At 34.9% G+C, this 26,992-nt stretch carries 22 protein-coding genes and 5 pseudogenes; 5 read left to right on the top strand and 22 right to left on the bottom strand.

The features are described 5' to 3' along the window. Positions 1–101: 101 nt before the first annotated feature. Positions 102–977 (top strand): hypothetical protein, encoded by an 876-nt coding sequence (locus tag ABH959_RS17315; protein WP_113935822.1) that lies wholly within the window; start codon positions 102–104, stop codon positions 975–977. Positions 978–1,162: 185 nt separating this feature from the next. Here ABH959_RS17315 and ABH959_RS17310 read toward each other — a convergent pair whose 3' ends face one another. The 5 genes from ABH959_RS17310 to ABH959_RS17290 form a co-directional block, all read right to left on the bottom strand. Continuing rightward, positions 1,163–2,491: a YjiH family protein gene (locus tag ABH959_RS17310; RefSeq protein WP_113935823.1), complete on the bottom strand. Its 1,329-nt coding sequence runs from the start codon at positions 2,489–2,491 to the stop codon at positions 1,163–1,165. Positions 2,492–2,616: 125 nt separating this feature from the next. Further along, positions 2,617–3,495 carry an aminoglycoside phosphotransferase family protein gene (locus ABH959_RS17305; RefSeq protein WP_113935824.1) on the bottom strand — a complete coding sequence of 293 codons (879 nt, stop codon included), beginning with the start codon at positions 3,493–3,495 and terminating at the stop codon, positions 2,617–2,619. 23 nt (positions 3,496–3,518) lie between these two features. Then, complete coding sequence (locus ABH959_RS17300; RefSeq protein ID WP_113935825.1) at positions 3,519–3,980, bottom strand: DUF2691 family protein; 462 nt, start codon at positions 3,978–3,980, stop codon at positions 3,519–3,521. 232 nt (positions 3,981–4,212) lie between these two features. Beyond that, entirely contained in the window at positions 4,213–4,647 is a 435-nt protein-coding gene (locus ABH959_RS17295) for a ferritin-like domain-containing protein (RefSeq protein WP_002084692.1), read from the bottom strand. 194 nt (positions 4,648–4,841) lie between these two features. Then, positions 4,842–6,023 carry a YhgE/Pip domain-containing protein gene (locus ABH959_RS17290; RefSeq protein WP_113935826.1) on the bottom strand — a complete coding sequence of 394 codons (1,182 nt, stop codon included), beginning with the start codon at positions 6,021–6,023 and terminating at the stop codon, positions 4,842–4,844. A 170-nt stretch (positions 6,024–6,193) separates the two neighbouring features. Between ABH959_RS17290 and ABH959_RS17285 the strand changes: the two genes are divergently transcribed. Further along, positions 6,194–6,811: a TetR/AcrR family transcriptional regulator gene (locus ABH959_RS17285; protein WP_002084688.1), complete on the top strand. Its 618-nt coding sequence runs from the start codon at positions 6,194–6,196 to the stop codon at positions 6,809–6,811. A gap of 55 nt (positions 6,812–6,866) precedes the next feature. On the opposite strand, the gene ppsA is transcribed toward ABH959_RS17285, so the two are convergent. The 5 genes and pseudogenes from ppsA to ABH959_RS17260 form a co-directional block, all read right to left on the bottom strand. Beyond that, positions 6,867–9,473 (bottom strand): phosphoenolpyruvate synthase, encoded by a 2,607-nt coding sequence (gene ppsA / locus ABH959_RS17280; RefSeq protein WP_404492971.1) that lies wholly within the window; start codon positions 9,471–9,473, stop codon positions 6,867–6,869. A gap of 120 nt (positions 9,474–9,593) precedes the next feature. Beyond that, positions 9,594–9,882: pseudogene (locus ABH959_RS17275) on the bottom strand (YolD-like family protein). 108 nt (positions 9,883–9,990) lie between these two features. Continuing rightward, positions 9,991–10,551: a GNAT family N-acetyltransferase gene (locus ABH959_RS17270; RefSeq protein WP_404492970.1), complete on the bottom strand. Its 561-nt coding sequence runs from the start codon at positions 10,549–10,551 to the stop codon at positions 9,991–9,993. Positions 10,552–10,742: 191 nt separating this feature from the next. Continuing rightward, positions 10,743–11,027: pseudogene (locus ABH959_RS17265) on the bottom strand (DUF6262 family protein); the annotation flags it as partial. A gap of 537 nt (positions 11,028–11,564) precedes the next feature. Beyond that, entirely contained in the window at positions 11,565–12,995 is a 1,431-nt protein-coding gene (locus ABH959_RS17260) for an exosporium glycoprotein BclB-related protein (protein WP_404493011.1), read from the bottom strand. A gap of 709 nt (positions 12,996–13,704) precedes the next feature. Here ABH959_RS17260 and ABH959_RS17255 point away from each other — a divergent pair. Further along, positions 13,705–14,478 (top strand): sulfite exporter TauE/SafE family protein, encoded by a 774-nt coding sequence (locus tag ABH959_RS17255; protein WP_113935830.1) that lies wholly within the window; start codon positions 13,705–13,707, stop codon positions 14,476–14,478. Between the two features lie 41 nt (positions 14,479–14,519). Continuing rightward, a complete protein-coding gene (locus ABH959_RS17250) occupies positions 14,520–15,317 on the top strand; it encodes a sulfotransferase family 2 domain-containing protein (RefSeq protein ID WP_404492969.1) in 798 nt (265 codons plus the stop codon). Between the two features lie 160 nt (positions 15,318–15,477). On the opposite strand, the pseudogene ABH959_RS17245 reads toward ABH959_RS17250, so the two are convergent. Further along, a pseudogene (locus ABH959_RS17245) lies at positions 15,478–15,956 on the bottom strand (Y-family DNA polymerase); the annotation flags it as partial. Positions 15,957–16,134: 178 nt separating this feature from the next. Here ABH959_RS17245 and ABH959_RS17240 point away from each other — a divergent pair. Further along, positions 16,135–16,509 carry a YxeA family protein gene (locus ABH959_RS17240; RefSeq protein WP_404449179.1) on the top strand — a complete coding sequence of 125 codons (375 nt, stop codon included), beginning with the start codon at positions 16,135–16,137 and terminating at the stop codon, positions 16,507–16,509. A gap of 126 nt (positions 16,510–16,635) precedes the next feature. Here ABH959_RS17240 and ABH959_RS17235 read toward each other — a convergent pair whose 3' ends face one another. From ABH959_RS17235 to ABH959_RS17185, 11 genes and pseudogenes are all read right to left on the bottom strand, one after another. Further along, complete coding sequence (locus ABH959_RS17235; RefSeq protein WP_404492968.1) at positions 16,636–17,346, bottom strand: alpha/beta hydrolase; 711 nt, start codon at positions 17,344–17,346, stop codon at positions 16,636–16,638. 275 nt (positions 17,347–17,621) lie between these two features. Next, positions 17,622–18,464, bottom strand: coding sequence for a polysaccharide deacetylase family protein (locus ABH959_RS17230; protein WP_404492967.1), 843 nt, complete (start codon positions 18,462–18,464; stop codon positions 17,622–17,624). Between the two features lie 291 nt (positions 18,465–18,755). Then, positions 18,756–19,220: pseudogene (locus tag ABH959_RS17225) on the bottom strand (N-acetylmuramoyl-L-alanine amidase family protein); the annotation flags it as partial. Beyond that, positions 19,165–19,515, bottom strand: coding sequence for a hypothetical protein (locus ABH959_RS17220; RefSeq protein WP_404492966.1), 351 nt, complete (start codon positions 19,513–19,515; stop codon positions 19,165–19,167). The pseudogene ABH959_RS17225 and the gene ABH959_RS17220, both read right to left, overlap by 56 nt. Positions 19,516–19,802: 287 nt before the next feature. Further along, complete coding sequence (gene menA, locus ABH959_RS17215) at positions 19,803–20,714, bottom strand: 1,4-dihydroxy-2-naphthoate polyprenyltransferase (RefSeq protein WP_404492965.1); 912 nt, start codon at positions 20,712–20,714, stop codon at positions 19,803–19,805. A gap of 158 nt (positions 20,715–20,872) precedes the next feature. Further along, positions 20,873–22,003 carry an RNA-guided endonuclease InsQ/TnpB family protein gene (locus ABH959_RS17210; RefSeq protein ID WP_404492964.1) on the bottom strand — a complete coding sequence of 377 codons (1,131 nt, stop codon included), beginning with the start codon at positions 22,001–22,003 and terminating at the stop codon, positions 20,873–20,875. Positions 22,004–22,857: 854 nt separating this feature from the next. Beyond that, the gene (locus ABH959_RS17205; protein ID WP_404492963.1) at positions 22,858–23,742 is read right to left on the bottom strand and encodes an alpha/beta fold hydrolase; all 885 of its coding nucleotides are present in this window, start codon (positions 23,740–23,742) and stop codon (positions 22,858–22,860) included. A gap of 175 nt (positions 23,743–23,917) precedes the next feature. Further along, positions 23,918–24,206 (bottom strand): annotated as a pseudogene (locus ABH959_RS17200) (glycosyltransferase family protein); the annotation flags it as partial. Between the two features lie 140 nt (positions 24,207–24,346). Next, the gene (gene mntA / locus ABH959_RS17195; RefSeq protein WP_404492962.1) at positions 24,347–25,282 is read right to left on the bottom strand and encodes a manganese ABC transporter substrate-binding protein/adhesin MntA; all 936 of its coding nucleotides are present in this window, start codon (positions 25,280–25,282) and stop codon (positions 24,347–24,349) included. 17 nt (positions 25,283–25,299) lie between these two features. Next, entirely contained in the window at positions 25,300–26,166 is an 867-nt protein-coding gene (locus ABH959_RS17190) for a metal ABC transporter permease (protein WP_002165479.1), read from the bottom strand. After that, positions 26,163–26,912, bottom strand: coding sequence for a metal ABC transporter ATP-binding protein (locus tag ABH959_RS17185; RefSeq protein ID WP_016091722.1), 750 nt, complete (start codon positions 26,910–26,912; stop codon positions 26,163–26,165). The genes ABH959_RS17190 and ABH959_RS17185 overlap by 4 nt, the downstream gene beginning before the upstream one ends. Positions 26,913–26,992 lie beyond the last annotated feature (80 nt).

The following is a 26,992-nucleotide window of genomic DNA, read 5'->3' as shown; positions in this document are numbered from 1 at the left end:
TTATTGGTATGTTCTTTCTACTTTTCGCAAATTATCCCTTAAATTATATCGGTATAATTGTTATACTGAATATTGGAATATATTTAAGGAGTTGTTTTTATTTGTTAACTGTATTTATGTTTTTATTTTTGCTACTTTCTATTAGTGCGATAGTAGCTTTAGTGGTAGGTCTTATTAAGCCGGGAAGAGTGATCCGTTGGGGTGCTACTCGTACTCGCCGCCGGGTATTATTAATTACAGTACCTACTATTCTTGTTTCGTTTATATTCGCTAGTTATTTCGCTTCTAAATCTATTACACCGGAAGAAAAATTAGCTATGGATAAAAAAAGAGAAGAACAACAAATAGCTAAAGAGCAAGAAAAAAAGAAAAAAGCTGAAGAGAAAAAAATCCAGCAAGAAAACGAAAAGAAAGAAAAAGAAGAAAATGAGCGTAAACAAAAGGAAGCTAAAGAAAAAAAGGCCCAAGAAGAAGCTGAGGTTAAAGTTAAAAAAGAGGCTGAAGAACAACAAAAACAAGCTGAATTAGAAAAGAAAAAGCAAGAGCAACAAGAGAAGAAAGCTCAAGAAGAAGCTGAGGCTAAAGTTAAAAAAGAGGCTGAAGAACAACAAAAACTTGCTCAAATAGAGAAAGAAAAAGAACAACCCAAAACACCAGCTACTCCGAATGGCACTAAAGCAGATGTAAATGGTGGCTCTTATTCGAAAGATGCGATTAAAACCACCCTTAATCGTTTAAATGATAATATTAATTCTTGGAAAACTATGAATGGTGGAAAGTTAAATACACATGATGTAGTAGCTATTAATAGTGATTTGAAATTTGTTCTTGAGCATGTTCAAGATTTAGAATCTGATATAGGTAGTAATAGTCAAATAGAACAATTTAAAAGGGCTATCAATGCTCATATCAATGCATTTGAACAAGGATCTGTAAATAACATTTCTAAGTTACTTATCCAAGCGAACGCTTTATAATAAAGAAGGACCCTTTATAGAAGGGTCCTTCTTTATTATAGATTTATCTCTTTAAAACTCAGAAATAACTGTTCCCGCATTTATATAACACATGTATATTACTAATATTTTTATCACAAATATTGATTTTCAAATCTACTTTTTATATGTTTCCAACTTTCCCCTTTTGATAATATCTTTCCTTTTTAAAGCAACAAATAAGCAATCGGCGTAATAATAAGCAACGTTAAAATCGTTCTTTGCACATATAGAATAATAAGCTCAGATACTTTTAACGGAATATCTGTTGATAATATACAAGGAATTGAAGCGGAGAAAAACAAAATAGATGATACCGAAACAACCGCAATAACAAACTTTGTCACAAGCGGTGCACTTACAACTAAAAGAGAAGGTAAAAACATTTCTGCAATACCAACTGATACTGCTTTAGCAGCTAGGTCTGCTTCTGGAAGTTGTAAAGCCCATGTAAATGGATAAAAAATATAACTAATCCAATCAAATATTGGCGTAAACTTTGCTAAGACGATACCAATTAATCCTACTGACATAATTGATGGTAAAATCCCCATCGTCATTATAAATCCGTCTTTTAAATTCACTGCGATATTTTTCATAATACTTGGCGCAGACTTCGATACTTCTAATGCATCTTCCCAAGCTCGCTCTAACATTTTCTCTTTATAAACGGGCTCTGGGAACCCTTCTTTCGTAATATATGTATCTGGTTTTCTACTAAGAGGTGGGATTCTTACGGTGATAGCGGTCACGATGAATGTTACAACAAGAGTAGTCCAAAAGTAAACATTCCATAAATGCATAATGTCTAATGTTTTTGCGATGATGATCATAAATGTAGCGGATACTGTAGAAAAACCTGTAGCGATAATTGCTGCTTCTTTCGTCGTATACTTTCCTTCTTTATACACTCGATTCGTAATAAGAAGTGCAAGCGAATAACTTCCCACAAAGGAAGCCACCGCATCGATTGCTGATCGCCCAGGTGTTTTCCATAACGGTCTCATAATTGGACGACAAAACGTGCCAATAAACTCAAGCAATCCGTACCCGACTAATAACGCTAAAAAAGCCGAGCCGATTGGAACGAGTAAACTTACTGATATAACTAACTTCTCATACAAAAACGGTCCAACATCTGGCGCAAAGAACCAAGCTGGTCCTACTTTCAAACAATATAATACGCCAAAAACAACACCTACTACTTTTAAAATAGAAAAACAAATGTCTACAATAGATGCATTCCATTTCTTCGTATAAAATGGATAAATCGCACCCATTGCCATAACAAGTAGTGCGTAATAAGGTACTACCGAAGGAACCGTAGCTCTTATCCACGATACGATATGATCAATCATAATAGACGAAGCACCGTTTATCGTAACAGGAACAAAAAACATAAACACACCAACTAGACTAGCAAGTATAAACCGAAGTATAATCCCCTTCTCTCGCCCTGTCTTAATTACATTCCTTTTTAATTCAATTTCACTCAAAATTCGACACCTCCTATTATCTAAATATTCTGTATAATTACATTAAATCCCTTCTTTTAATTCCGAATATTTAATCATGCAAAAAAGCCTATTTTGAAATATACAATCAAAATAAGCTTTTTCTATTACCTCTTATAATCATCCACAATTACTTGAATTACACGATAAGATTCTTCTGCTACTTTCTCATTACTATCCCTATTCGCATCATATGTAATTAACGCCTTCCAAAGCGCCCATCCTCTCGCTCTATTCCACGTTTCTTCATCCATGCGCAATACTTCCTTAAATACCTTTCTACTACTCTTATCCAAAAATGTCCATGCCATCGCTGCATCACAAGCCGGATCGCCTACTCCTAAAATACCAAAATCAATTACGGCGCAAAGCTTTCCGTCCTTAACGAGTAAATTTCCTGGTGCAACATCTCCATGAACCCAAACTGGTTTACGCTCCCACGTTGACCTAAGTGCTAAATCCCAAAGATGCTGTAATAATGTCTCATCAAAAACATCCTTATTATTTTCGATAGCACCTCTCGCCTCTTCATCATATACAGATATAAGCCCACCTCGGTAAAAATTATGTGCTCCAGCTATCGGTCCGTTACTCGCATCAATGGATTGCAATTCTATTAAAAATGCTCCTAAGTCCGCCGCAAATTCATTTAGGTCACGGACATTTTGTTTCGTAACAGTATCTCCTTCTATCCACTTATTAATAGACCAAGGCCACGGATACTCTTCAGATGGATTTCCTTTCGCAACTGGTGTAGAAATCGGTAAAGAAAGATTCTTACTTAATAGAGGTAACCACTTATTTTCTTTCTCTACTTGTGGTACATATGCCGCGTCACTTGGCAATCTTACACTCATCTCATCCCCTAGATGAAACGTTCTATTATCATGCCCACTAAACTTTACAGGCTTCACTTCTAAATGGGCCCATTCTGGAAATTGTGCCCCTACTAACCTTTTAACTAAATCAGCATTAATATGATTCATTTCCTTCCCCCTTTATATACCTATCACACGGATAAACGCGTTCTACCGTCATTTTCGTCTGTAACATATTCAACATAAAACCCTTGATCAATTGCGTTTTCATACATCAATTCAATCGCTTCTTGGTCTTTAGCGTAAACTGTGACGTATGTACAATCCGCAACTAGTAAAACTAATTCACACTTACTCTCTTTAAATTCTTCATATGTTTCAATATCTACTACTTCCTCTCCTTTTGGATACGCTTTTAAATCTGCAAAAATAACATAATATATATTGTCTTTAAATAATCTTTTCAAATCTGATCCTTCCACTATACTTGGTTCTTCTGGAAATAATGCCTCATCCAATCCACCACGTGCTACTAAGTATGACTCCTCACTCCCCATCCACCAATTAAATGAAGAAATATCAATCGACTTTAACACTTTCCAAAGTAAATTATCATATTCATTTGGAATATCTACTGTAATTCCTCTTTTCATTTGTTTGCTCCTCGCTTATTTATTTTCGTTTTCATTTCATACATTATATACCTAATTCAACTACTATATTTTGTCGATACCTATGTAACTTGTATTTCACCGCGAAAAAACCGTCCCACTACTTATGAAACGGTTTCTTTCTATTTATATTCAAGTTTTCCATTCAATTATTGCACTGCGTTTTAAAATAATTTCTAATATGTTCAGCACATCAGCCATTCATTTTTAACACTCACTTCGTTTTCACAAAATAATATAAAAACCACACCGCATGATTTTGTTCATCTGCAGCTATTCTGCGCAATAACTCTTTCATAGATGCATCTGCTGCCTCATCTGAAATTTCTAAGTAAAAATCTACGGTCTTTTGCTCATCTTGTATAGCGAACTCTAATCCCTGTAAGTACGTATTAGGGCAATTTTCCGTAATCTGTGGTTTCGGCTGTCTGCCAGTTAAATTCGTATAGATTTGTACAAAATGATGAAAATGCCTTATTTCATCATTACGGATTTCAAGAATTTGTTTTTGTTCTACTTGATTTGGAGCCATGTTAGCTAATTTTGCATAGCAGCTTATAGCGCTATACTCTCCGTTTATAGCTTTTTCAATATCACTAATTAGCTTATCATTCTGTCTATACCAATCATCATAATTCGAATTATACATCGTATCCCCTCCGTTATTTCACATAACATTTTATGCATTTCGAAATAGTAGGAGCATGTATACATAAAGGGACAGCAAATACTAGTTCTTCACTCACCTTTAAAACATCGAAAAAGCCTATCTATCATTGAATTATTTCCCTATCGATTTCATCACAAAAAACCGTTTCACTACGAGTGAAACGGTTTTTATTTTTAAGCATTTAATTCCGTTTTATGCCCCTTTACCGCACTACGTTTTAAAGCACTTCCTAGTATGATAAACATACTTACTACTCCAATCCAAACGAGCACTGTAGTAGGAGTATTCCAAGTTAACCCTTTCCCAAAGAAGAATATCTCCCTGAGACCTTCTATCATAAATCGCATCGGTAACCAGGAGTAAATCCAGTCTTGATAAAATGGAGACATCATTTCAGGCGCTAGCGCCAATAGCGGTGCACCAAAGAAAAGTAACAGTGCAAATAACCCGATTCCCTTTAAACCAACTAATGAAAGCACCGCAGAAATCATTAAGAAGAAACAAAAAGAAGTAATGGATAAGAACAAAGCCGTATCCGTGAAATTCGGGATATTTAATCCTACCATTCCATCCGCAATCCATGTAAGACCAAATCCAATTACAAGTGTAGTAATTGCTCCTGTTACTATTTGTTTTAGTTTTAATACAAAGTTTTCTTTTCTTGTACCCACTTGCATTTTACTTATCGCAATAAAGATAATTGCTGCGCTCGCTAAACTTGCAATCCATAACGGCTGGAATAAAGACATTGGCGAGTTACCGTTCGCACTATTTTTGCCGATTTCATTCACATTTGTCACTTTCTTCGTAATAGGTGTTACTACATTTGAAACTTGGTCTGCTGTTAATGTAGCTCCTTTTGCTTTCAATCCTTCTAATAGTTGTGTACGAACAGTATTGTTCATATTATCAACGATCGCATTTAACATTTGTCCTGCCATAGTTGATGCTGCTGTATTCATTCCTTGATTGATGAATATTTCTACCTCTGGCGAAGATGGCTGTGGTGTTCGTAATGATGCTTGTTTTGTGCTAAATTCTTTCGGAATAACCAATGCTGCATAATATTCTTGATTATTTAAGCCTTTTTGAACTGCTTCTTTATTTTGTACTTCTACCCACTTTACCGCAGGTTCTTCCTCTGATTTTGATGTCTTTTTCATATTATCAACAATCGTTTGCCCCATATTCATCTTCGGTTGATTCGGAATTTCTACTCCTTGATCCTCATTTACAATTGCAATTGGTAAGTTTTTCGGCTTAGGTTGAACGGTTGGAAATAATGTTAATGAAAAAATAAAAACAACAAGTAGTGCAATAACTGGAGATAACAATAAAAGTTTGTTTTTAAACATTTTCTTTTCTCCTCCTTTAATTTGATTTATAATAACCAACAACGTGTTGTTTATTTATATTTGAATTATATGTTCGAGTTGAGCCTTATACAATAATCAAAAATCGTGAATGTGTCGGTTATAAGACACATCCTTGAAATGTGTTGGCTAAAATTAAGGAGGGACATACTTTGCGCGATAGTAATTTAGATTTACGTGTTATTCGTACGAAAACTGCCATACGAAATGCATTAGTGGAATTAATTGAGGAAAAAGGTTTTGACGCCATTACAGTGAAAGATATTACTACGAAAGCAAACATAAATCGTGGTACATTTTATACACATTACCAAGATAAATTTGATTTAATGACAAAATGCCAAGAAGAAATTATGTATGAATTCTCTAGCATTGCTAAACAGAGATTACCGGAAGTTATTGCTGATCTTGGATCAAGCCCTTCCCCAACAATGCCATTTATACTTATAGCTTCTATTCTTGAATTTCTAAATGAAAATAGTGATTTTATGAAAGCTGTACTAAGCCCAAAAGGAGATTTATCTTTCCAAACGAAACTGAAAGACTTTATGTGGAAAACACTATTTGAAGATACGAATGGTCCTCTCATTAATAAGGAGAATTTACTTGTCCCAAGCCAATACTTAGCTTCTTATATGGCATCTGCTCATATAGGTGTCATTCAACAATGGTTAAATAATGGACAAAAAGAAACACCTGAGGAGATTGCTCGTATTTTATCAACAATCGCAGTTCATGGACCTTTTTATGCGGCTGGTTTAAAGAAATAAGTCCGCTATATAATAAAAGATCATCCACTATAATAGCGGATGATCTTTTATTTCATTACAACACTTCAATATACCCTTCTGTTCCATGTACCCGGATTCGCTGTCCGTCTTTTATTCGTTTCGTAGCATTCTCTACTCCGACAACTGCTGGTAATCCATATTCACGTGCAATCACTGCCCCATGTGTCATCAGTCCGCCAACTTCGGTGACTAACCCTTTTATAGACACAAACAATGGTGTCCATCCAGGGTCAGTAAAGGCAGTAACTAATATATCTCCATCTTCTAAATTCGCATCTTCCATGTTTAAAATAACGCGAGCTCTCCCCTCAATCACTCCTGAAGAAACAGGCAAACCTACAATCGCGTCAGCCGGAAGATTTTCTCGTTTATATTTACCTGTAATGATTTCTCCATCAGACGTCATTACACGTGGAGGCGTTAGTTTTTCATATAATTTGTAATCATTTTTTTGTTTATGAATAAGCTCGTAATCTAGTTTATTCGTAAGGACAACTTCGTGAAGTTCTTCAAAAGTTAGATAGTATATATCTTCTACTTCATCAATAACTTTATTTTGCACGAGTTGCTCGGCTTCTTTCAATATTGCCTGCTTATATATGAAATAGCGATTAATCATACCGTATTTTGGATATTCACGATAACCGATAAAATTCCGGATGTTATGAATCATTCGCTTCGTTTCTTCTACTTTTTGTTTACCATCGGGCAAGTGCTGTAATCGATTTAATAACTCTTCTTCTTTTTTCAAAGCTTCTTGCAGTCCTTCTTCAAACTTCCGCTTACTCGCCCACGCTTCAAAGTCTCTTATATTATTTAAAATCATTGGGATAATTGTAGTTGGCTTTTCACTCCAGCGTGTTTTCGTAATGTCGATTTCTCCGCTGCATCTCATTCCGTATTTATTTAGAAAAGTTAGAAGGGCATCTCGAGCTTTTTCTCCGCCTTTAAATTGAACTAATTCATCTAAAAAGTTATCATTTTCTACATGTTGTAAATACGCAATAACTTCTGGATATGGCCGAATCACATCAGCAACATCGAGTAATGCTAAACCCATTTCTGACGTAATATTGTTTTGTACAGATAGCGAAAGTGTGTCTGCTACATTTTTTTCACCTAGCCATTGCTCCATCTTTTCATTAATCCATGATGAAGCGTCCATACCTGCCATAATGACGGCTATACTTTGCGGGTTGAATAATACTGTTCTTAATTGCTGGATGTCTTCCAAAATAAAATCAAATACATCCATCCCTGATTTCGTTTGAATATTTCGTTTTAACTCTTCAAGTGATGCTTGACTAGTCTTTATTAAATTCGTAACGATTGCCGGATCGTTTTCGATTTGTGGTTGCGAGCTTGCAGGTGGTCCACTTTTACCAACACTCTTTTCTTTTTTATCATCTGGTAACAATTTAATAAAATCATCTCGCTCGACTACAGTTGTTAATGCATCTCGTATGAGCGGATCAGATTTTCCTAAAGTGTTTATTAAGAAATCTCTGCTAGCAGGTGAAGCTAATCTTTGTGTAGCATCAACAAATAGCCTGCCCCCCGCTTTACGCATAGGAGCACTAGTCGTTAACAGGAAAAAAGATAATCCTAGTGGTTTCATCGCATCGGTCATCATTTGCTGATGACCAACCGATATATACACATGATTTTCCTGATCATTTGCTTCTGGAATTGGATATAAAGTCGTTATCGGCCTGCTTTGGACAATATAAAATGTATCATCCACTAAACACCATTCAATATCTTGCGGACAACCAAAATAAGCTTCAATTTGCCTTCCGATGCGTGCTAGTTGTATTATTTGTTGTTCCGTAAGTGTTTGAATCTTTTGCTGAGCCGGCTCAATCTGCCCTGTCTCTGTTCCGCCCTCTTTTAAAGCATAGATAGCTAATTTTTTAGTTGCAATCATCTTTCCGGTGATTTCGCCTTCTTTTACTTTATAATTATCAGCACATACTAAGCCAGAGACTAAAGCCTCACCGAGTCCAAAACTTGCATCGATTGATAGCACCTTCCTATTAGAAGTAATCGGATCAGCAGTAAATAAAATGCCCGAAGCCTCCGGAAAAACCATCCTTTGAACGACAACACATATAGAAACTTGACTATGTTCAAAACCATTTTGCATGCGGTACACGACTGCTCGCTCTGTAAATAAAGAAGCCCAGCACTTTCTTACATGCTGCAAAATCGCTTCTTTTCCGATTATATTTAAATACGTATCTTGTTGACCAGCAAACGAGGCATATGGTAAATCTTCAGCAGTAGCACTAGAACGCACTGCATAAGCATGTTCATTTCCAAAACGTGAGAGATAATGAGCTACCGCTTCCACTACATCAGAAGGAATGTCTACTGCCATAATGATTTCTCTAATCTTCTTACTAATTCCACCAATTTGATCTCGGTCCTCAATTTTTAGCTTTGTTAATTGATTCAACAAAGCTTGAAACACTTCATTCTGTTCGATGGCCTTTTCATATCCTACCGTTGTAACACAAAACCCTTCTGGCACTTGTATCCCTTGAATATTTGATAATTCCCCTAAATTCAATCCTTTTCCGCCGACGAGCGAAAGCTGCGTTTTTTCTATTTCCTGAAAATCGAGAACGAAAGAACTCATGTAACATCTCTCCTTACTTTGCATGTGTTCTTGATTGTAGCAGTAGTAAATACGAATAAACAGTCTATTTCGAACTTGATTTACATGATATAATTAAGTTAGGAAGAGATATTTCCCCCTCTAATTCACCTCAATTACATCACCAAACTTAAACATTCTTTTATTATGAAAAGCATCCGTAATCCGCACAAGTAATCGTCTCATTTATTGGATTACTATCAACTACTGTTATGTAATTTTTATATGGATAGCCATCTTTATAATATGTAAGTAAAACCTCTTCTTCACCTAAAAATGAACATAACAGCTTATTTCCAATCATTTCCTTTGCATCTTGCGTTACGATTGGACGTGGGACTTTCATTTGTTCACTTATAATTTCTTTAATAACTGCGAACTGTTCTGGCATACTGGCCGTTCGTTATCAAGACCTAAATTGTAAAAAGTCATAAAAAATAAAGGGCGATACATATTAGTCATGACCAATATGTATCGCCCTTTTACTTCATGTTCAATTTCAAACGAATAAAGCCATTAATATTAAATCTTGATAGCCATCATCCAATTTTACACCCTTTGCTTTTCTACCCTCTTCAAAAAATCCTAGATTCTTATATAACTGGATTGCACCTAAATTATCTTCCATTACCTCAAGGCAAACTTTTTCAATCTTACTGTTATTTTTAGCCCAATTGATTAACGTTTCTAGAAGAGCTCTTCCAATACCATAATTTCGATATTCAGGTAGTATGGTCATCGCAAAAGCCCCTTGATGACTAATTTTTTCTTTGTTTCCGTTCTTAAAATCTATTGTACCGACTAACTTACCATCAACTTCAGCAATAAACTGTACATAATTTGGATTTTTATGATAAGCTTTTAACGTTTTTTGAATAGCATCAACACTCATCTTTTTTACATCCTCAACCGTACTTAACATGTATGGAGCGTTTGTTAAAGCCTTTGAAGCAGAATTTAGCATTCTTTCTGCATCCTGTTCTTTAGCTTCTCTAATTATTACTATTTTTCCATCCTTAGATTTATAAGTAAAAACATTAGTTGATAATATATTACACACACCCTTTCGGAATATAATTAATCGGATTTTTTAACTACTCCACAATTCTTAAGTAAGGGAAAGTCGTGTCACCTTTTTCTGCAATTGCTCTCCTTTAACTTAATAACAATTATTTCAAATATTTTTAATTTCAACAAGGTTTTATTCCGTTATATGACCCGTTTGTTGAACAAGTAGGAAACGGATTGCCCTCAGATTTTTTTATAGACTTCTGCATAAGCAAATTTTAACTGCTCACGTAGTTCTTTATTTTCCTCATCTAATTTCTTAATTTTACGTTTTTATGAAGCAATAATGGCGTCCTTATTGTTTTCATCCGTTTCCCGTTTAATTTGCTTTTGGGTAGAAACTTGGGCTTGTCGCTGACGTAAGGATTCAATCCGTTCACGCATTCCGGTATTCTTGTAGAACGTTGCTTTAGCAACACCTGCCTCACTTGCTACGCTATTAAAATTGATGTTCTGATTAGCTCGCACGGGTTACTCGCAAACAAATGGATACTTGCGGTCATATCCATGAAAAACTCATCTATTCCGTTGTCAATATTATTTCTCACTTAAATACACTATTTGAATTTTTAAGTATAACTTCATTTTAAAAGGTCAGGTGTTTAAAGAGCAGTAATAGCATTCGAAATTTACGTACACTTTGCAAAAAATGTCACGTTCTATGTGCAGATCACTTAAACTCTTTAAAGAGCGGAGTAATAACAACTGATTGACGTCGATATTTTTAGGAAGTAGACTAACTATTAACGATATTCTTTTTACTTACTAAAAAAGAATGATTCAAAATTCAATTTATGTTATGTACTTATAAAAAAGATTTGATATACGATATGGGTATATAAACCCATGCAGTATTAAAATAAAAATACACCTTCAATAAATGAAGGTGTATTTTTTCATTTCTATCGCTTTTAAATGAGTTATTACATTGGTTAATTTGATTTATAAATATTAAAACCTCATTTGAGACTTGTATAAAGATCAAAATAGTAACCTAAAATGCATTTAATTAATGCCTAATCCTGCACTTGCATAACCCGTAATAGTATTAACAAGTGAAATACCAGAAGCTGTGGCAGAAAAAACTAATAAAAGCCTTGTTGCTGGGGTTACCGGAATATTCAATCCTGTTATTATCCCAGATGATATAGTTCCTAGAGATAATGCACCCGTTAAAGGGGGGGCTAAAGTAACTATTGCCCCTGGAATCGGGCTAAAAGTATTATCTGGGGTAGTTGACTGATACAATTGCGCAGTTAATGTCACTGTCGTACCAACCAAGCTTAATGCGACAGTAATACTAAAATATGCTGCTAACGAAGTAATGGTACCACTACGCGGCATTGAAAATGCAAAATTTATAATGGGTCCTAATGCCGTACCAGTCAAATCAATATTCCCACCAACAATCGATATACCTGTTGCTGAATTCCCAAATCCAACTAAACTTGTTGTCCCTATCAGTCCACCCACAATTGTAGTCAGAATTACCGGACCACCAGAAGCAAATGGTATAATCGCTCCGCTTCCTGTTGAACCGGTACTTCCGGTTGCTCCCGTTCCTCCTGTTGAACCCGTACTTCCCGTTGCTCCGGTTGCTCCCGTTCCTCCCGTTGGTCCTGTACTTCCGGTTGTTCCCGTTCCTCCTGTTGAACCCGTACTTCCGATTGCTCCCGTTCCTCCTGTTGAACCCGTACTTCCCGTTGCTCCCGTATCTCCTGTTGGTCCTGTACTTCCCGTTGCTCCCGTTCCTCCTGTCGGTCCTGTATTTCCGGTTGCTCCCGTATCTCCTGTCGGTCCTGTACTTCCGATTGCTCCCGTTCCTCCTGTTGAACCCGTACTTCCCGTTGCTCCCGTATCTCCTGTCGGTCCTGTATTTCCGGTTGCTCCCGTATCTCCTGTTGCTCCCGTACTTCCCGTTGCTCCCGTATCTCCTGTCGGTCCTGTACTTCCCGTTGCTCCCGTGTCTCCTGTCGGTCCTGTATTTCCGGTTGCTCCCGTATCTCCTGTTGCTCCCGTACTTCCCGTTGCTCCCGTATCTCCTGTTGCTCCCGTACTTCCCGTTGCTCCCGTGTCTCCTGTCGGCCCTGTACTTCCGGCTGCTCCCGTATCTCCTGTTGCTCCCGTACTTCCCGTTGCTCCCATGTCTCCTGTCGGACCCGTACTTCCCGTTGCTCCCGTGTCTCCTGTCGGACCCGTACTTCCCGTTGCTCCCGTGTCTCCTGTCGGACCCGTACTTCCCGTTGCTCCCGTGTCTCCTGTTGCTCCCGTACTTCCCGTTGCTCCCGTATCTCCTGTCGGTCCTGTACTTCCCGTTGCTCCCGTGTCTCCTGTCGGTCCTGTAGGAAATGTTATTGATGGAATTGGTGGAAAAGTAGGCCCTATTAAATCAGGATCTATTGCATGAGCTTGAAGCAATTCATATATTTTTTGCATTTCATTTTTATCAGCCACATCATCAACTCCTATAATACGACTGTATTATATTGATATGCGAGATTATATTACACTTCATTTATCTATATATAATATGTGTTCCCGCTACTATTATGCTCCTTATATCATAGCTAACTTTTTAGGTACTATTAAATTATTTTATTAAGATGTTAACATCCCCTCAATATTCAAATGCTGATGTTATTTTCATCATTAAAAAGGAATATTATTTAAACATTTTTTATACTTTCTTTACGCGCATGGGACAGGTTCATGCAATATGCATAACAAACTGAAGATCTTCGTTTAATTCTTGAATGACAACAAATTTTTAACTTTATGTAATCTATATGACCTAACATCAAAATAAACAAATTTACAAAAGAACGTATCCTTATAACTATTTTCACACGTATGTCGGCTGTACCGCTATTAAATTTCAATGTGACTAGAAATTTAAGACACACCTATGAGTTATTTTTAATACACTAACAGTTCATCTACAAAATTAAGGCACCCTTACCTTGGTATTTAAATACAATGGCATGAGTAGTTACCATTTTTCATTTAGTTACTCTTTTTTTGATATGTATGGATATAAGAAAAATAGAATTTTTTCACCAAATATCCCTTGTAAATCTCCATATATAACGGCTATTTAAAAATGGTAACGAATAGTAAGAGCCATCGGTATGGAAGGGGAATTACAATGAGTATTTCTATTATAATGATGGGTTTCATTATAGGGGGATTGGTTGGAGTAACAGGGATAGGTGGGGCCGCATTACTGACTCCATTTCTTCTAACATTAGGTATAAGTCCTTCTGTAGCTGTTGGAACTGATCTAGTATATAACTCTATTACTAAAATGTTTGGAATATCCCAACACTGGAAACAGAAGACCATCAATTTTAGACTAGTAAAATATCTAGCTATTGGGAGTATACCTAGTGCAATTATCGCAGTAGTAACGATTCATTTCTTACCCCTCTTTCACTATAGTCGAGAAGGAATTATAAAATATATATTAGGATATGTTCTAATCCTTGCGGCGATTTCTATTTTAATAAAGGCATTTTTCTATAATGAATCTACACAAAATTATTTTCAAAGACAGACTATGGTACAAAAAAAGAGCCTAACAATTCTTATTGGTGCAATACTCGGTTTTATCGTGGGACTTACTTCTGTGGGGTCAGGCTCTTTATTCGCTATTGCAATGATATATTTATATCAACTGAGACCATCCGAGTTAGTAGGCACAGATATTACACATGCTTTTTTATTAGTGACGGTTGCAAGCATACTAAATATGAATTTAGGCAACGTAGATTATCTCTTGTTAATTCATTTACTCATTGGTTCTATCCCAGGTGTCATACTTGGTAGTAAATTCTCCACTAAGATTCCCGTTAAACCCCTTCAAATATTTCTAGCTATCATAATTGGTGTTAGTGGACTAAAGTTAGTTATCGCTTATTAAAAAAAATTTATGCTTTTGCTATATAAGAATGGAGGTTCAAAATGGATCATACAGAACTATATAATTTTATATACAAGCAAGGGCGTGTCCCTCATTTCCATAAAGATTTTCCCCTAATCTTATTTTGGAGCCAAAAAAGCGGTTGTACTTCGCTAGCCCACTGGTTTTTTTATCAAATTAATTTATTTAAAGAAGCGATAAAATACAACCCGTTCATTCACAACTATGAGTATGAAGTATATAAAAACTCTACACATCATTTAGCACAATTAGCTAGTGGATTACAAACTAAAGAGAAGAATACTTACAAACTAGTAAGAAATCCTTATAGAAGAGCAGTAAGTTCTTTTGTTGCTCTGATTCCGCCACCAAATTTTGAGAATCCCGCATGGAAACCCATTCGACAATTTCTGTATGGTGATGAAACCTGCAATAAACCCATTTCCTTTAAACTATTTTTGTATTATTTAAAAGCACACATGACCAAATTAGATCAAGTAGATCCTCACTTTACACAACAATATATACAAGGAGAAGAGGAATTCGTTACGAACTATATTTATCTAGAAAATTTCAACACAGGAATTTCGAAACTAGAAGAAGTATATAAATTAAAAAAATCACCATTAGATCTGTTATCAAAGGCTTGGCATTATCAAGAGAGTAAGATGATTTACAAAGGAGTTTATGCAGACGGTGATATCACAACCCCTCTTTTCCCACGATTACCTACTTATGATAGTTTTTATGATGCAGAAACAACTCAGTTGGTTCAAGAAATATTTGCAAAAGATTTTAATATGTATCATTATGATTTAAATTCTTTTCTCTCAAAATAAAAGTGTTCAAAGCCACTGGCTCTATTAAGTGTTTTATCTTAAAACTGATACGACAACATCACATATTTATAAATTTTCATACACTTCTCCTAATCCTTTTTTTAGTTGTGTTTTTAAGTGCTCATTTTCACTTTCTAATAGCTTGTTCTTATGTTTTAAAAGCTACTTTACTCAATAATAAGTTTGGCCCAATACCAATCGTACTTTTAATCCGCGTACGTTCATATATTTCTCTCTTAAACTTTAATGCGAACTCGCAAACAAATGAATACTCGCAGTCATATCCATGAAAAATTCATCGATACTATATTGATGAAAATCTTCCGGCGCAACATACTGTAAAGCTAAGCCCATTATGTAATTTGAACATTTCACATACTTATGCATAATTGGATTCACAATAATAATATCTTGCAGCTTCGGTATTTCATACAAACGAGCCATCTTCTTTATTCCTAACGCTTTTAATGGCGGTGTTGCTGCCAATACGATCGATTCACTCCGATTCACATCTCCTACGACAGCCAATTTTGTATAACGTGGATCAAGTCCTTTTTTAATACATGATACGCTCGCATAAAAGCTACGAAGATCTACACATAAAATAATCCGATTTGGTAAAAGAGAATGATTATCCAAGGTTATCACTCCCAAACAAAGAGCGTTGGTTCTTATCAAAGATATTCCCATGAAAATTCTGGTTAAAATAGCCAGAATTTAAAAACATATTTAAGAAAAACTTAAGGAGTTTCCCTCTATATTCATAAGAAGTTTTTTCTATACTGAAAAATGTAAATACATAAGAGGAGAAACAATCATGAAGAAATTTTTACTTTGCATAATAGGAATAAGCCTTCCTATATACTTACTACCTTTCATATTACGCGGGGATTTGGACAGATTTAATCCGATTGCTGAAGAAAAAAATGTATACGCCATTGCGAAGGGATATGGCGTTCCAGATTATCATCATAAAGGAAGAGCTATGTACTCCCTAAAAGGTGTTGATGAAGCAAGGAATGAGAACAAATATACAGTAGGAACTAATACTCCTAATGATTTCATAAGAAAAACTTACTTAAAAATTCATGTAAAAGGAAAGTATGTCTATTCTTACGACGTTATTTCTGAAAAGGACATTCCGGAGAAAATAAGGGTGCAATTGGAGATAGAAGATAAAGTGAAACTTTAATCAGTGGGAGTCTTACTGCCTGGCAAATAGCGGGATAAATAAAAGAGCCTACTCGTATGAGCTGGCTCTTGATTACCTCTCCTTTGAGGAAGGAGCATTATTTCGGTAAATTTATTAAATTAGTTATCATTGTTTTAATAACCATTGTTCAATTACTTTAGCCGTTTCATCTCGTTGTGCTTTTGACGTAATTAAGCTCACATTATCACCTTTTTGCTCACCATACATGCCAAAATGAGCATGGTTTCCGCCTTTTATCATGTGCATAGTTGTATTTTTTGACATTAACTTTTTATTGTTCTCTATTTTTTCTACAGTTGCTAAAGCATCTACTTCCCCATAAATTGATAACATTGGAATCGATTTAGTAGAGAAATCATCTGCAGGATACGAACCTAAGAAAATGATCCCGTCTACCTTGTCTTCATGTTGAAAGGCATACTTAGAAATCATAGCTCCCCCCATTGAATGCCCCGCAACATACCATTTTTGAACTTCAGGATACTTTTCCATTACACTGTCTACCGCATTGATTCCAAGTATCGCTAAGTTTAATGGTAACTTAGGCATTACTACAAAATGTCCTTCTTTTGCAAGAGCTTCCCCTAAGTAACTATAAGCCTCAGCTTCTACTTTAGCTCCTTGATAAAAAATAACCCCTATTTTAGACTCTTTCTGTCCAAAAATTATATTATCTTCATCTTTTTTATCATCTACTAACGACAAAGCCTCTTTCGTTGGTTTATAAGTAAACTGAGACCAAGTCAAAAACGTAATACTTCCTATAAGTAAAATACCTAGTAAAGAGTAAAGAACAATTTTCATCCACTTCTTCACATATATGCCCTCCCTAAGATGTGTATATTTTATACTTTAAATGATTATTTATATAATTGTCGAATAATCTTAACTAATAAATTTAGAAAAAATAATACGAGCCCTCAAATGCCGTTTTAAAATGAGTTCAATATATTCATCCTAAAACACAGGCTTCATACACAAAGTAAAATTTCATAAAGAAAAAGCCGATTTCTTTATCGTATAGGAAATCGACTTTTGGCTTAATTATTGATTTAGTAATAAAAACACCTTTTAAAATAACTATGTTTATACTATAAACGTTGATCTTTCTGGAAATTTAGACGAAAATGATCCTCATCATTATATACCCCAAATTCATACCCTTGCTCTTTATAAAATTTAATAATTTCAGGAAGTGCTTGTAATGTTTGCGCCTTTTCATGCATTAAAACAACTTCTACTTCTTCTGTTGTCTGTTTCTTTACATTTTCGATAATCTGAGTTGGATTATCTTTTAATTTCCAATCATTTGAGTCTATTGTCCAATCCCAAACTTTTATTGCTGCTTCTACAATTTGATTACGAATTTCCTCACCCTTTAATCCTGGTGCAGATCCATATGGCGGACGGACTAGTTTAGGAGTTGTGCCCGTAATATTATGGATAAGATCTAACGTTTCTTTCATCTCTGGTACAAATTGTCCCTTTTTGTATAGCTTATCACTATTATGTGTCATACTATGTGCACCAATATAATGTCCTTCTTTTACTGCTCGTTTTACATTTTCCTGAAAACCTGTATTTTGTAAATTACTACCTTGCATAAAAAATGTCGAAGCAACATTTTGCTCTTTTAGTACATCTAAAAATTTCCCAGTCAATTCGCTAGGACCGTCATCAAATGTTAAATAGACAACTTTTCCTACCGGTTTTCCATCAGGTCTTTTTTGTTTTGCTGGTGATGTTTCCTTTTTCTTTTCTTGTTGTTGCGTATTAACTTGTTTCATACTTTCATTAGCTACTCCCTTCGCTGGGATAGAGTGCCATTTTCCAATTAAAAAGAAAGTGAAAAAGGTCGTTACTAAAACAACTCCTAGAGATATTATTACCTTAGTTAATCGACTTGTTTTTTTCTTACTTTGTGATTCTTTCATTATTTTTCGATCCTTTCCCTATTAATTTTCATATTCATTATTTATAAGGCTGAGCCTTTACTCGACTGAATCATTAGTTTCAACCGGTATCTACAATAAATAGATTAATAGAGACGGATAAAGATAAAATGCAGATAATGTCGAAATCAGTTAAAGAATAGCCTATTGCATCCAATCTTTAGAAGAATATTTGTTTCTAATTTGAAAACTGGATATACACCCAAAATAAAAAATACTACTCTTCCTAATTAAGATTTAGAAAGAATAGTATTTTTCTATTTGCCTATTTTATTACATCGTAAAATAATTAATAATGCCATCCACAATACCTTTTTGCGATTTTGCCTGGAATTCTTCTGAATTCATTCTTTTTTCATCACTTTCATTAGACGTAAACCCTAATTCAATTAAGATAGCTGGTGCAGCATTTTCTCGTAAGACAAGAAAATCACTTTTACGAATACCTCTATCTCGAGTATCTATATTTTGATCGAAAATAGCTTCTTGTACAAACTTAGCTAACTTTTTATCTTTTCTTTTATTAGCTCCGTAATGAGTTGTTATTCCCTTTACATTTGTATCCTCAAAAGCATCATGATGAATGCTAATATAAAGATCCGCCGAATGGTCTTTCGCTACTTTGACACGTTCCTGTAATTCTTCTTTTTGCTTTGTTTCTGGAAGTAAGCTCGTATCTTTTTCACGTGTCAATATAACTTTTGCATCCGTTCTTTCTTCTAATTCTTTCTTTATATTTATCTTCTTTTGCAACATCTATAATTGCATCAATTTTTTGTTGTTCATTATTCAGCTCATGTCCTTCGATCCAAACTTTATATCCTATTTCTCCCACTACTCCAACTTTAGTTATAACAACATCTAACTGTTTTTCTTTTTGAAAATATTCAATAGCAGTTGCCTTTGCTTTTTCTTGAGTTATTGGAAATTCTTTGTCACTTAATGGATCTTTCGTTGTTAATGTAATGTAAGAGACAAAACCAATAATAATTAAAGTTATGGTAGAAAATCCAACTAAAAAAATTTTTTTCATTCTTCTTCATCCTTGTCTATCTTTTTTTTAAGATTAACATAGCGTTTATCGTTTCCCAATAAAAAAATATTGTATTTCGTTATTTTTTTATTGAAAACCTCTATAGCTTAGAGAAATATAAAAATCATTCCTCTAATCATCCTGATCTTTATCTCCACTAATCTATTACATAATGTAGAGTTATAAAAGGGTTTGATCATTATTAAAGAAATACAAAAATAAAAACCCCATTCTCTCCATATTAAAATCGAGAAATTGGGGTTAAGTTATTTAACAATATTTTTTATCTAAAACAGATAACTAATTAATAATCCTGCTGATAATAAGAAGCCGAAAATCGTATTTGTCATCGCTGTTGATTTCATTGCGATGCGCATATATCCAGGATCCTTTGCTCCTTTTTGGAAACTTTGAATAGCAGAGATTGGCTTTCTTAAACCTAGGAACATAACTAATGCCCAAGGGCTTATATAACCCATTAATACAATCACCACGATCCATAAATAAGCAATGAAAAAGGCTACAGCTAGTGTTACTATTGCTTTTTCTCTCCCAAGGAGGATTACTAACGTCTTTCTTCCACCTTTAATATCTTCTTCGATATCTCGGATGTTATTCGACATGTTGATTGCACCGACTAAAATTCCAATTGGAATGGAAATCAATACACTTTCAATCGTTATCGTATTCGTTTGAATAAAGAAAGCAATGAGTACAAAACATGTCCCCATTAACAATCCAGAAACTAATTCTCCAAATGGAGTGTACGCAATTGGTAATGGACCACCTGTATATAAGTAGCCAACCGCCATCCCAATTAAACCAATAACGACTAACCACCAGCTGCTATTCATACAAATATAAACTCCAATAATTGCTGCTACTACATACAATAAAAGCGCAACTGTTAACACATTTTTCGGTTTCAATCCGTGACGGACAATTCCACCACCGATACCAACAGAATCAGCGGTATCTAATCCACGTTTGAAATCATAGTACTCATTAAATAAGTTCGTTGCTATTTGCAATGCTAAACATGCAACCATCATCGCAATAAATAAAAGCCAATGAATTTCTGCAACATAAAGTGATACTACTGTTCCTAAAATTACAGGAGAAAACGTCGCCGTTAATGTATGCGGGCGCGTCATCTTCCATATTAATTTAGCGGAACTAATTTCTTTTTCATTCCCCATAACTCTGTTCAATCTCCGATACGATAAACTTAACTAAATCTATACAATTCAATCAAATTTACACAAGTTAGTGCTTCATCGTGTTCTCGCAACCCCGAAGGGACGAGGGGTATAACACTCCACACGAGGCAGTATCGTTACCTCCTATTATCAAGCATTTATTTTACCCATCTTGATAAATTTATCGACGCATTTACATCCCTATCGTGATGGCTATTGCACCCAACACAACACCATTCACGTATTTTTAAACTCCACTGTCCTTCTGGTTGAACTGAATGGTCGTATTTTACTCCGCAACATGAACAAATCTTGCTTGAGGCGAACCATTTATCAGCTTTTACATACTCAATGCCATACTTCTCGCACTTGTATGATAAACATTGAAAGAAGAAGTTTAATTTTTGAAATGAAAATGCTTTCGATAGTTTTTTGTTTTTTAACAGGTTTGAGATAGGTAAGTCTTCCACAACAATCCTCATTGGTTTGGTTTTCACCAATTTAGCTGTTGCTTGATGGATATGGTTATTTCGGATATTCGTAATTTTCCTAGATAACCGAAGGTGCTCAGTTTTAGCTTTTTCATATCCGGCAGATTGAAATTTCACACCTTTTTTAAATCTCCTAGACATATCTCTTTGCGCTGACTTTTTCCTTTTCAAAAGTTTTTTAACCTTAGCATCTTTGTTTATATTTCGTTCTTTCGTACCATTAGAAGCTACAAACAACTCTTTTAAACCAACGTCCACACCAATCGACTCATTGGTTAGTTCTTGTGGTTCGAATTCTTCTTTGAACCCTACACTAATCCACCAGTGACGACCATCAAATGTAACTCTTGGATTGGATGGTTTTTTGTTTCTTGGTAGTTGTTGGCTTGTTTTCACTTCTCCAATAGACTGAATATGAACTACTTTCTTTCCTATAATCAGTCTTTCATAATTGGCATAAAATCCTTGGATTAAATCTTTGTTGGTTTTATAAGAAGTGTGATAGCCATTTTTGTACTTTTTGAACGAATTTTTTCGCGCCTTGTCAAAATCTTTTGAAGCCTGTTTGGGAACTTGTGCGTTGATGTCATATAACCACTCATATCTCTTTCGCTTCTTGATCTTTGTAAATCGTTTCTGTAAAGCTAACTGTGAAACAGATTTTCCAAATAGCTTATAGTATCTATCACTCATTCTTTTACAATAGTTATAAGCAAATCTTGCAGCACCAGCATGGTTTCTAAGCACTTGTTCTTGTTCAGGCGTTGGAATCAGTCTGACTTTCTTCGCCAATATCATCAGAATTTAACTCCTTTACTGTGCGATTATTCGGGCACTCATCTTTTAGATAATGAAAGATTGATTCTTCTGAATTGTAGCGTGTTCCATCAGCATTCTCCTAAGACTACTAGGATACAAACCTGTTAATTCCGATACTTGACTAACTCGTGAAAATTTCATTAATATTCTCACCCCCTTGAATTTACCACAATGCATAGGTTCGGTAGCTTCAATTGGATTTGATAGATTTAATTAAATTTATCTCGTTCAACTAAGGGCGCAATTCCTTAGCCAGTTCTCTTATGAACTTCTCATATTTTCACATGAGCGCAGACTATATGTTTATCTCTTTAGAGATAGAGGATTTTTCCATCACCATAGGCTTGTGATCTACTCTCGTCAGTTATACGAGATAGTCGTTGAACGTTCATCTTATCCATTTTGACTTAGATGATTCGAGGCGGAAGACCCATTGTTCTAGTGTTTAGGATTTAACCTTACACCATCTGATTGATTTTTTCTGCTTTCGCAACATTCACGCTCGCTATTTCTAGCCACGTTGTAGTTCAATCAGCTTTAGGGATTGCCCGCAGTTAACCCTCACTACTAGCCAATCACTTGACTAGCAGGGCTTACTGATATATTTAATTAACTTTCGTTATAATTGGTTAAATAAATCGTAACAGTTAGTTACCCTACATTTAAGTATAAATTACTAGCAGTATCTTTCTATCTATTTCCTGCTTCACATCTATTATATCAAAAAATGAATTGGTAATAGAACTGTAATGCTCTTGCTTATCCCTCTATCACTCTTGAATTCAGTTTTTCAAAAGAAAATCCGTTGCTCAAATTCGAACAACGGACCTTCTTTATATAAACCAATGTAAAACATCCGCAGCAATCTCTTCTGGTCTATCCCAATGCATCAAATGCCCTGTATCTGTGTAAAGCTTAGTCGTAATATCAATACGCTTCTTAAATTCCTTAATCTGCAATTCTCTTATTTCTAAATAATTATCTGGAAGATCACAATACAATAGTAAAATATCGTTTTTAATTTTATGTGATTTCAACGTTTTATACACCGTATATTGAAACTTAATTACACTTCTAGCAGTATCGCCAGTAGCATGCCATTTCACTTTATTATCTTCTTTTCGCATTAAGTCATAAACCGCACGTTCTATTAATGGTGACCACCTGCTATAAACCATTTTTTCTGATTGGATGAATGCTTCTTTATTGTCAAAAGTATATTCATCAAAATCTTTTTCATAATGAGTAATTTCTTCTTCTAATGACCGCGGTGGGCACTCTCCTTCTTTCGTACCTTTATATAGCTCCGCAAAATAATTTGCATTCATTTTACCATGATGATAACCACCATCTAACAAAACCATTTTATTCACTTTTTCTGTACATTCTGCTGCATAGTGAAGCGCAACGCTTGCTCCCCATGAATGCGCTACTATATGAAATGTTTCTTTTCCTATCTGCTCAAGTAATGCTACTACCCAATTTGTTAAATGAGATGCATCGTAATCTTCATCCTTCCCAAAACTCGGTGTTTTCCCATGTCCAGGTAGATCCAACGATACAATATGATAGTTATCTTTTAAAAGTTCCGCTATTTCGATAAAACTTAATTTTGTACTTCCTAAACCATGAAAACAAATGATTTGAGGATTACTTTTATCTCCCCATTCACAAACACTTGCTTTATATTCGCCAAACTCTACAAAAAAGTGATTCATTTTTAAACTCCTCTAATTATTAGATGTAAATTAGTTTGTATACAAAATCGTTTTTTCTAAATGAATAAATTCGGCAAAATTATCCAAATCCCTTTTTCGTAAATGATTTTATAGAATACTAGAGTTAACTCTATTTGAAAGCGCTAAACGCTTATCATTTCAGTTAATGGTTAGACTACATCTTTACGCCTATGAAATGAATATAATTTAATAATTGTAATACACGTCTATCATATGTGTGATGTTTCAACGTTCTATCCAGCCCATTTTTTGCTATTTGTTTTCTTTCTTGTACATGTTCCAAATAATACTCCGCTTTTTGTATAAACTCCGGTGCATTGTAAAACGTTTCTATTTCAACACCTGGTATGTATTGATACATCTGGGCGTATATCAGTTAATTGAAAAGAACCTACAGCATTAATTTCAAACGTCCTATTATTTACTGAATAGGCTTGGATATTTATAAGCACTGTTTATGTCCATTATGTTGAACTTCTCCCATTTTGGAAGCTATTACGAAGGGAATAAAATTAGGTTATATTCAGCCTAATTAATAATCAAACATGATACATAAAACTTCAATAGTTACACTAGCTAGATTTTACTTTTGTAACCCATTAATAATTGTATCTGTATTCCATTTCATCATTTTCAAATACGTATCTCCATCCTCGCCTGTTTTACCTAGTGAGTCTGTAAAAATTGTCCCTGCAATCGGCACGTTTGTTTCTTTTGAAACAGTTTCCATGCTACGTCGATCTACACTTGTTTCTACAAATAAAGCTGGAACTTTGTTTGTTTGAATTACACTTACAACATCTCTAATTTGATCTGGCGTACCTTGGTTCTCTGAGTTAATTTCCCAAATGTATCCCGTCTTAATGTCATACGCTTTTCCAAAGTATTTAAAAGCACCTTCACTAGAGATTAAGAAACGTTTTCCCTCAGGAATTTGATGAATTCTATTCACTGTCTCATCGTGTAACTTTTGGAGTTCTGCTACATACTTGTCGGCATTTTTAGTATAGAACTCTTTATTTTTAGGGTCTTCTTTAATTAATGCCTTTTTCACATTTTCAGCATATAAAATACCATTTTTAATATTCATCCATGCATGTGGATCTGGTTCTTTTTCTAATCCCTTAGTTTCTAAATAAATAGCCTCTACACCTTCACTTACTTTATAAACCGGTGCATCTTTTTCTGATTTGTTTGCAGTTTTCAATAGTTTTTTAAACCATGCTCCGCCCTCTTCTAGGTTTAATCCATTGTAAAACACCATATCTGCATCTGTCATTTTCATAACATCTTTTGGTAATGGATCATATTCATGCGGGTTAGCTCCAATCGGAACAAGACCATGAATCTCAACTTTATCTCCACCAATTTGCTTCACCATATCATATATAATGGAGTATGTAGTTACAACTTTTAATTTTCCATTGCCCTCTTCTTTTCCATTGGTGTTACTCGAACACGCTGTTAATGCAAATACGAAAATACAAAGTATCGATAATAAAACATTTTTGAATTTCATCTTTATCCTCCAATCAATTATGACAACTCTGCTCTATTTTTTCTAATTTTGATAGCTCTCCAAAACAAACCTTGTGACGGTGAAAAAAAGAATGCCAATGCGAACAAGAATGTTGCGACAAGAACAATTGTTGCACCTGAGGCAAGATTATAAGAGAAACTAAAATATAGCCCTACTACAGATGAAAGTGCACCAATACCTGCGGCTAAATAAATCATGACCCATAAACGATTTGTTAATAAATACGCTGTAGCCGCTGGTGTAATAAGCATAGCGACAACTAGAATAATTCCTACAGTTTGAAGTGATGCTACTGTAACCATTGTAAGTAGAATCATTAAGCCATAATGAATCCATTTGTTCGGTAATCCGTAACTTTGCGCCATCGTTGGATCAAAAGTGGATACGAGTAATTCTTTGTAAAACAGCATCACAAGCCCGATAATAACCACTCCGATAATAAGTGTCATCCACATATCAGAAGAACGAACTGATAGGACATTCCCGAATAAAATATGATACAAATCAGAACTACTCTTCATAAAGGTAATTAAAATAATCCCTATAGCGAAAACAGATGTGAACATAATCCCTATCGCCATATCATGTTTAATTCTACTATTTTGACTTACAAATCCAATTCCAACTGCAGTAATAACACCTGTTAAAACCGCCCCTATGAAATAGTTCATACCGATCATATAAGAAAGTGCTACTCCAGGAAGAACGGCATGTGAGATCGCATCACCCATTAATGCCATACCTCGTAAAATAATAAAACATCCTATTACCCCACAAATCACTCCTACCATAACGGAAGTTAAAAGCGCCTTCTGCAGAAAACTGTACTGCGTTAATGCATCTATAAATTCTACAATCTTCATGATGAATGTACCTCCGCTGCATTATTAAACAATATTCCTTGATTCACATATGCTTTTGACATAACAGTTGGTTCTAATACTTGTCGTACTTCTCCGTAATGAATTAAGCTTTTATTCAGTAATAGTAATTTATCAAAATAGGACTCTGCTTTACTTAAATCGTGATGTACAACAACAATCGTTTTCCCTTCTATACGTAGCTCTCTAAGAATTTTAATAATTGTCTCTTCACTTGTTACATCAATTCCAACAAATGGTTCATCTAAGAAAAATATCTCTGCCTTTTGTGCTAACGCTCTCGCCAAAAAGACACGTTGTTGTTGTCCACCTGAAAGCTCACCAATTTGACGACTTTTAAACTCTTCCATTCCGACCTTTTTTAAACATTCAAACGCCCAATCCCGATGCTCTTTCTTCGGCTTTTTCATCATCCCTAAAGATGGATACGTTCCAATTAGTACGACATCTATTACTGTGATCGGGAAATCCCAATCTATATCACTTCTTTGCGGTACATATGCAACATGTTTTCTAGCGCTTCGAATATCCTCTCCAAGAATCCGAACATATCCCTTATCACTTGGGATTAAATCTAAAACAGCTTTCATTAAAGTTGATTTCCCCGCACCGTTTGGACCGATAATTCCAACGAGTTTTCCTTTTTCAATTTCAAAAGAAACGTTTTGAACTACTTGATTCCCTTGATAAGATACAAACAAATCTTTGACGATTATAGCCTCACTCATTTTTTGTGTATTCCCCCTTCTTTTTTTCGTTAATATAATTATTTTGCATAAAGGCAACTTTCGGACAAAAAAATATAATA

The organism is Bacillus sp. RC51 (genome assembly GCF_044908115.1).
GTDB lineage: Bacteria > Bacillota > Bacilli > Bacillales > Bacillaceae_G > Bacillus_A > Bacillus_A mycoides.
Note: the sequence above shows the minus strand (reverse complement) of the source record. Positions and strands in the feature narration are given on the sequence as shown.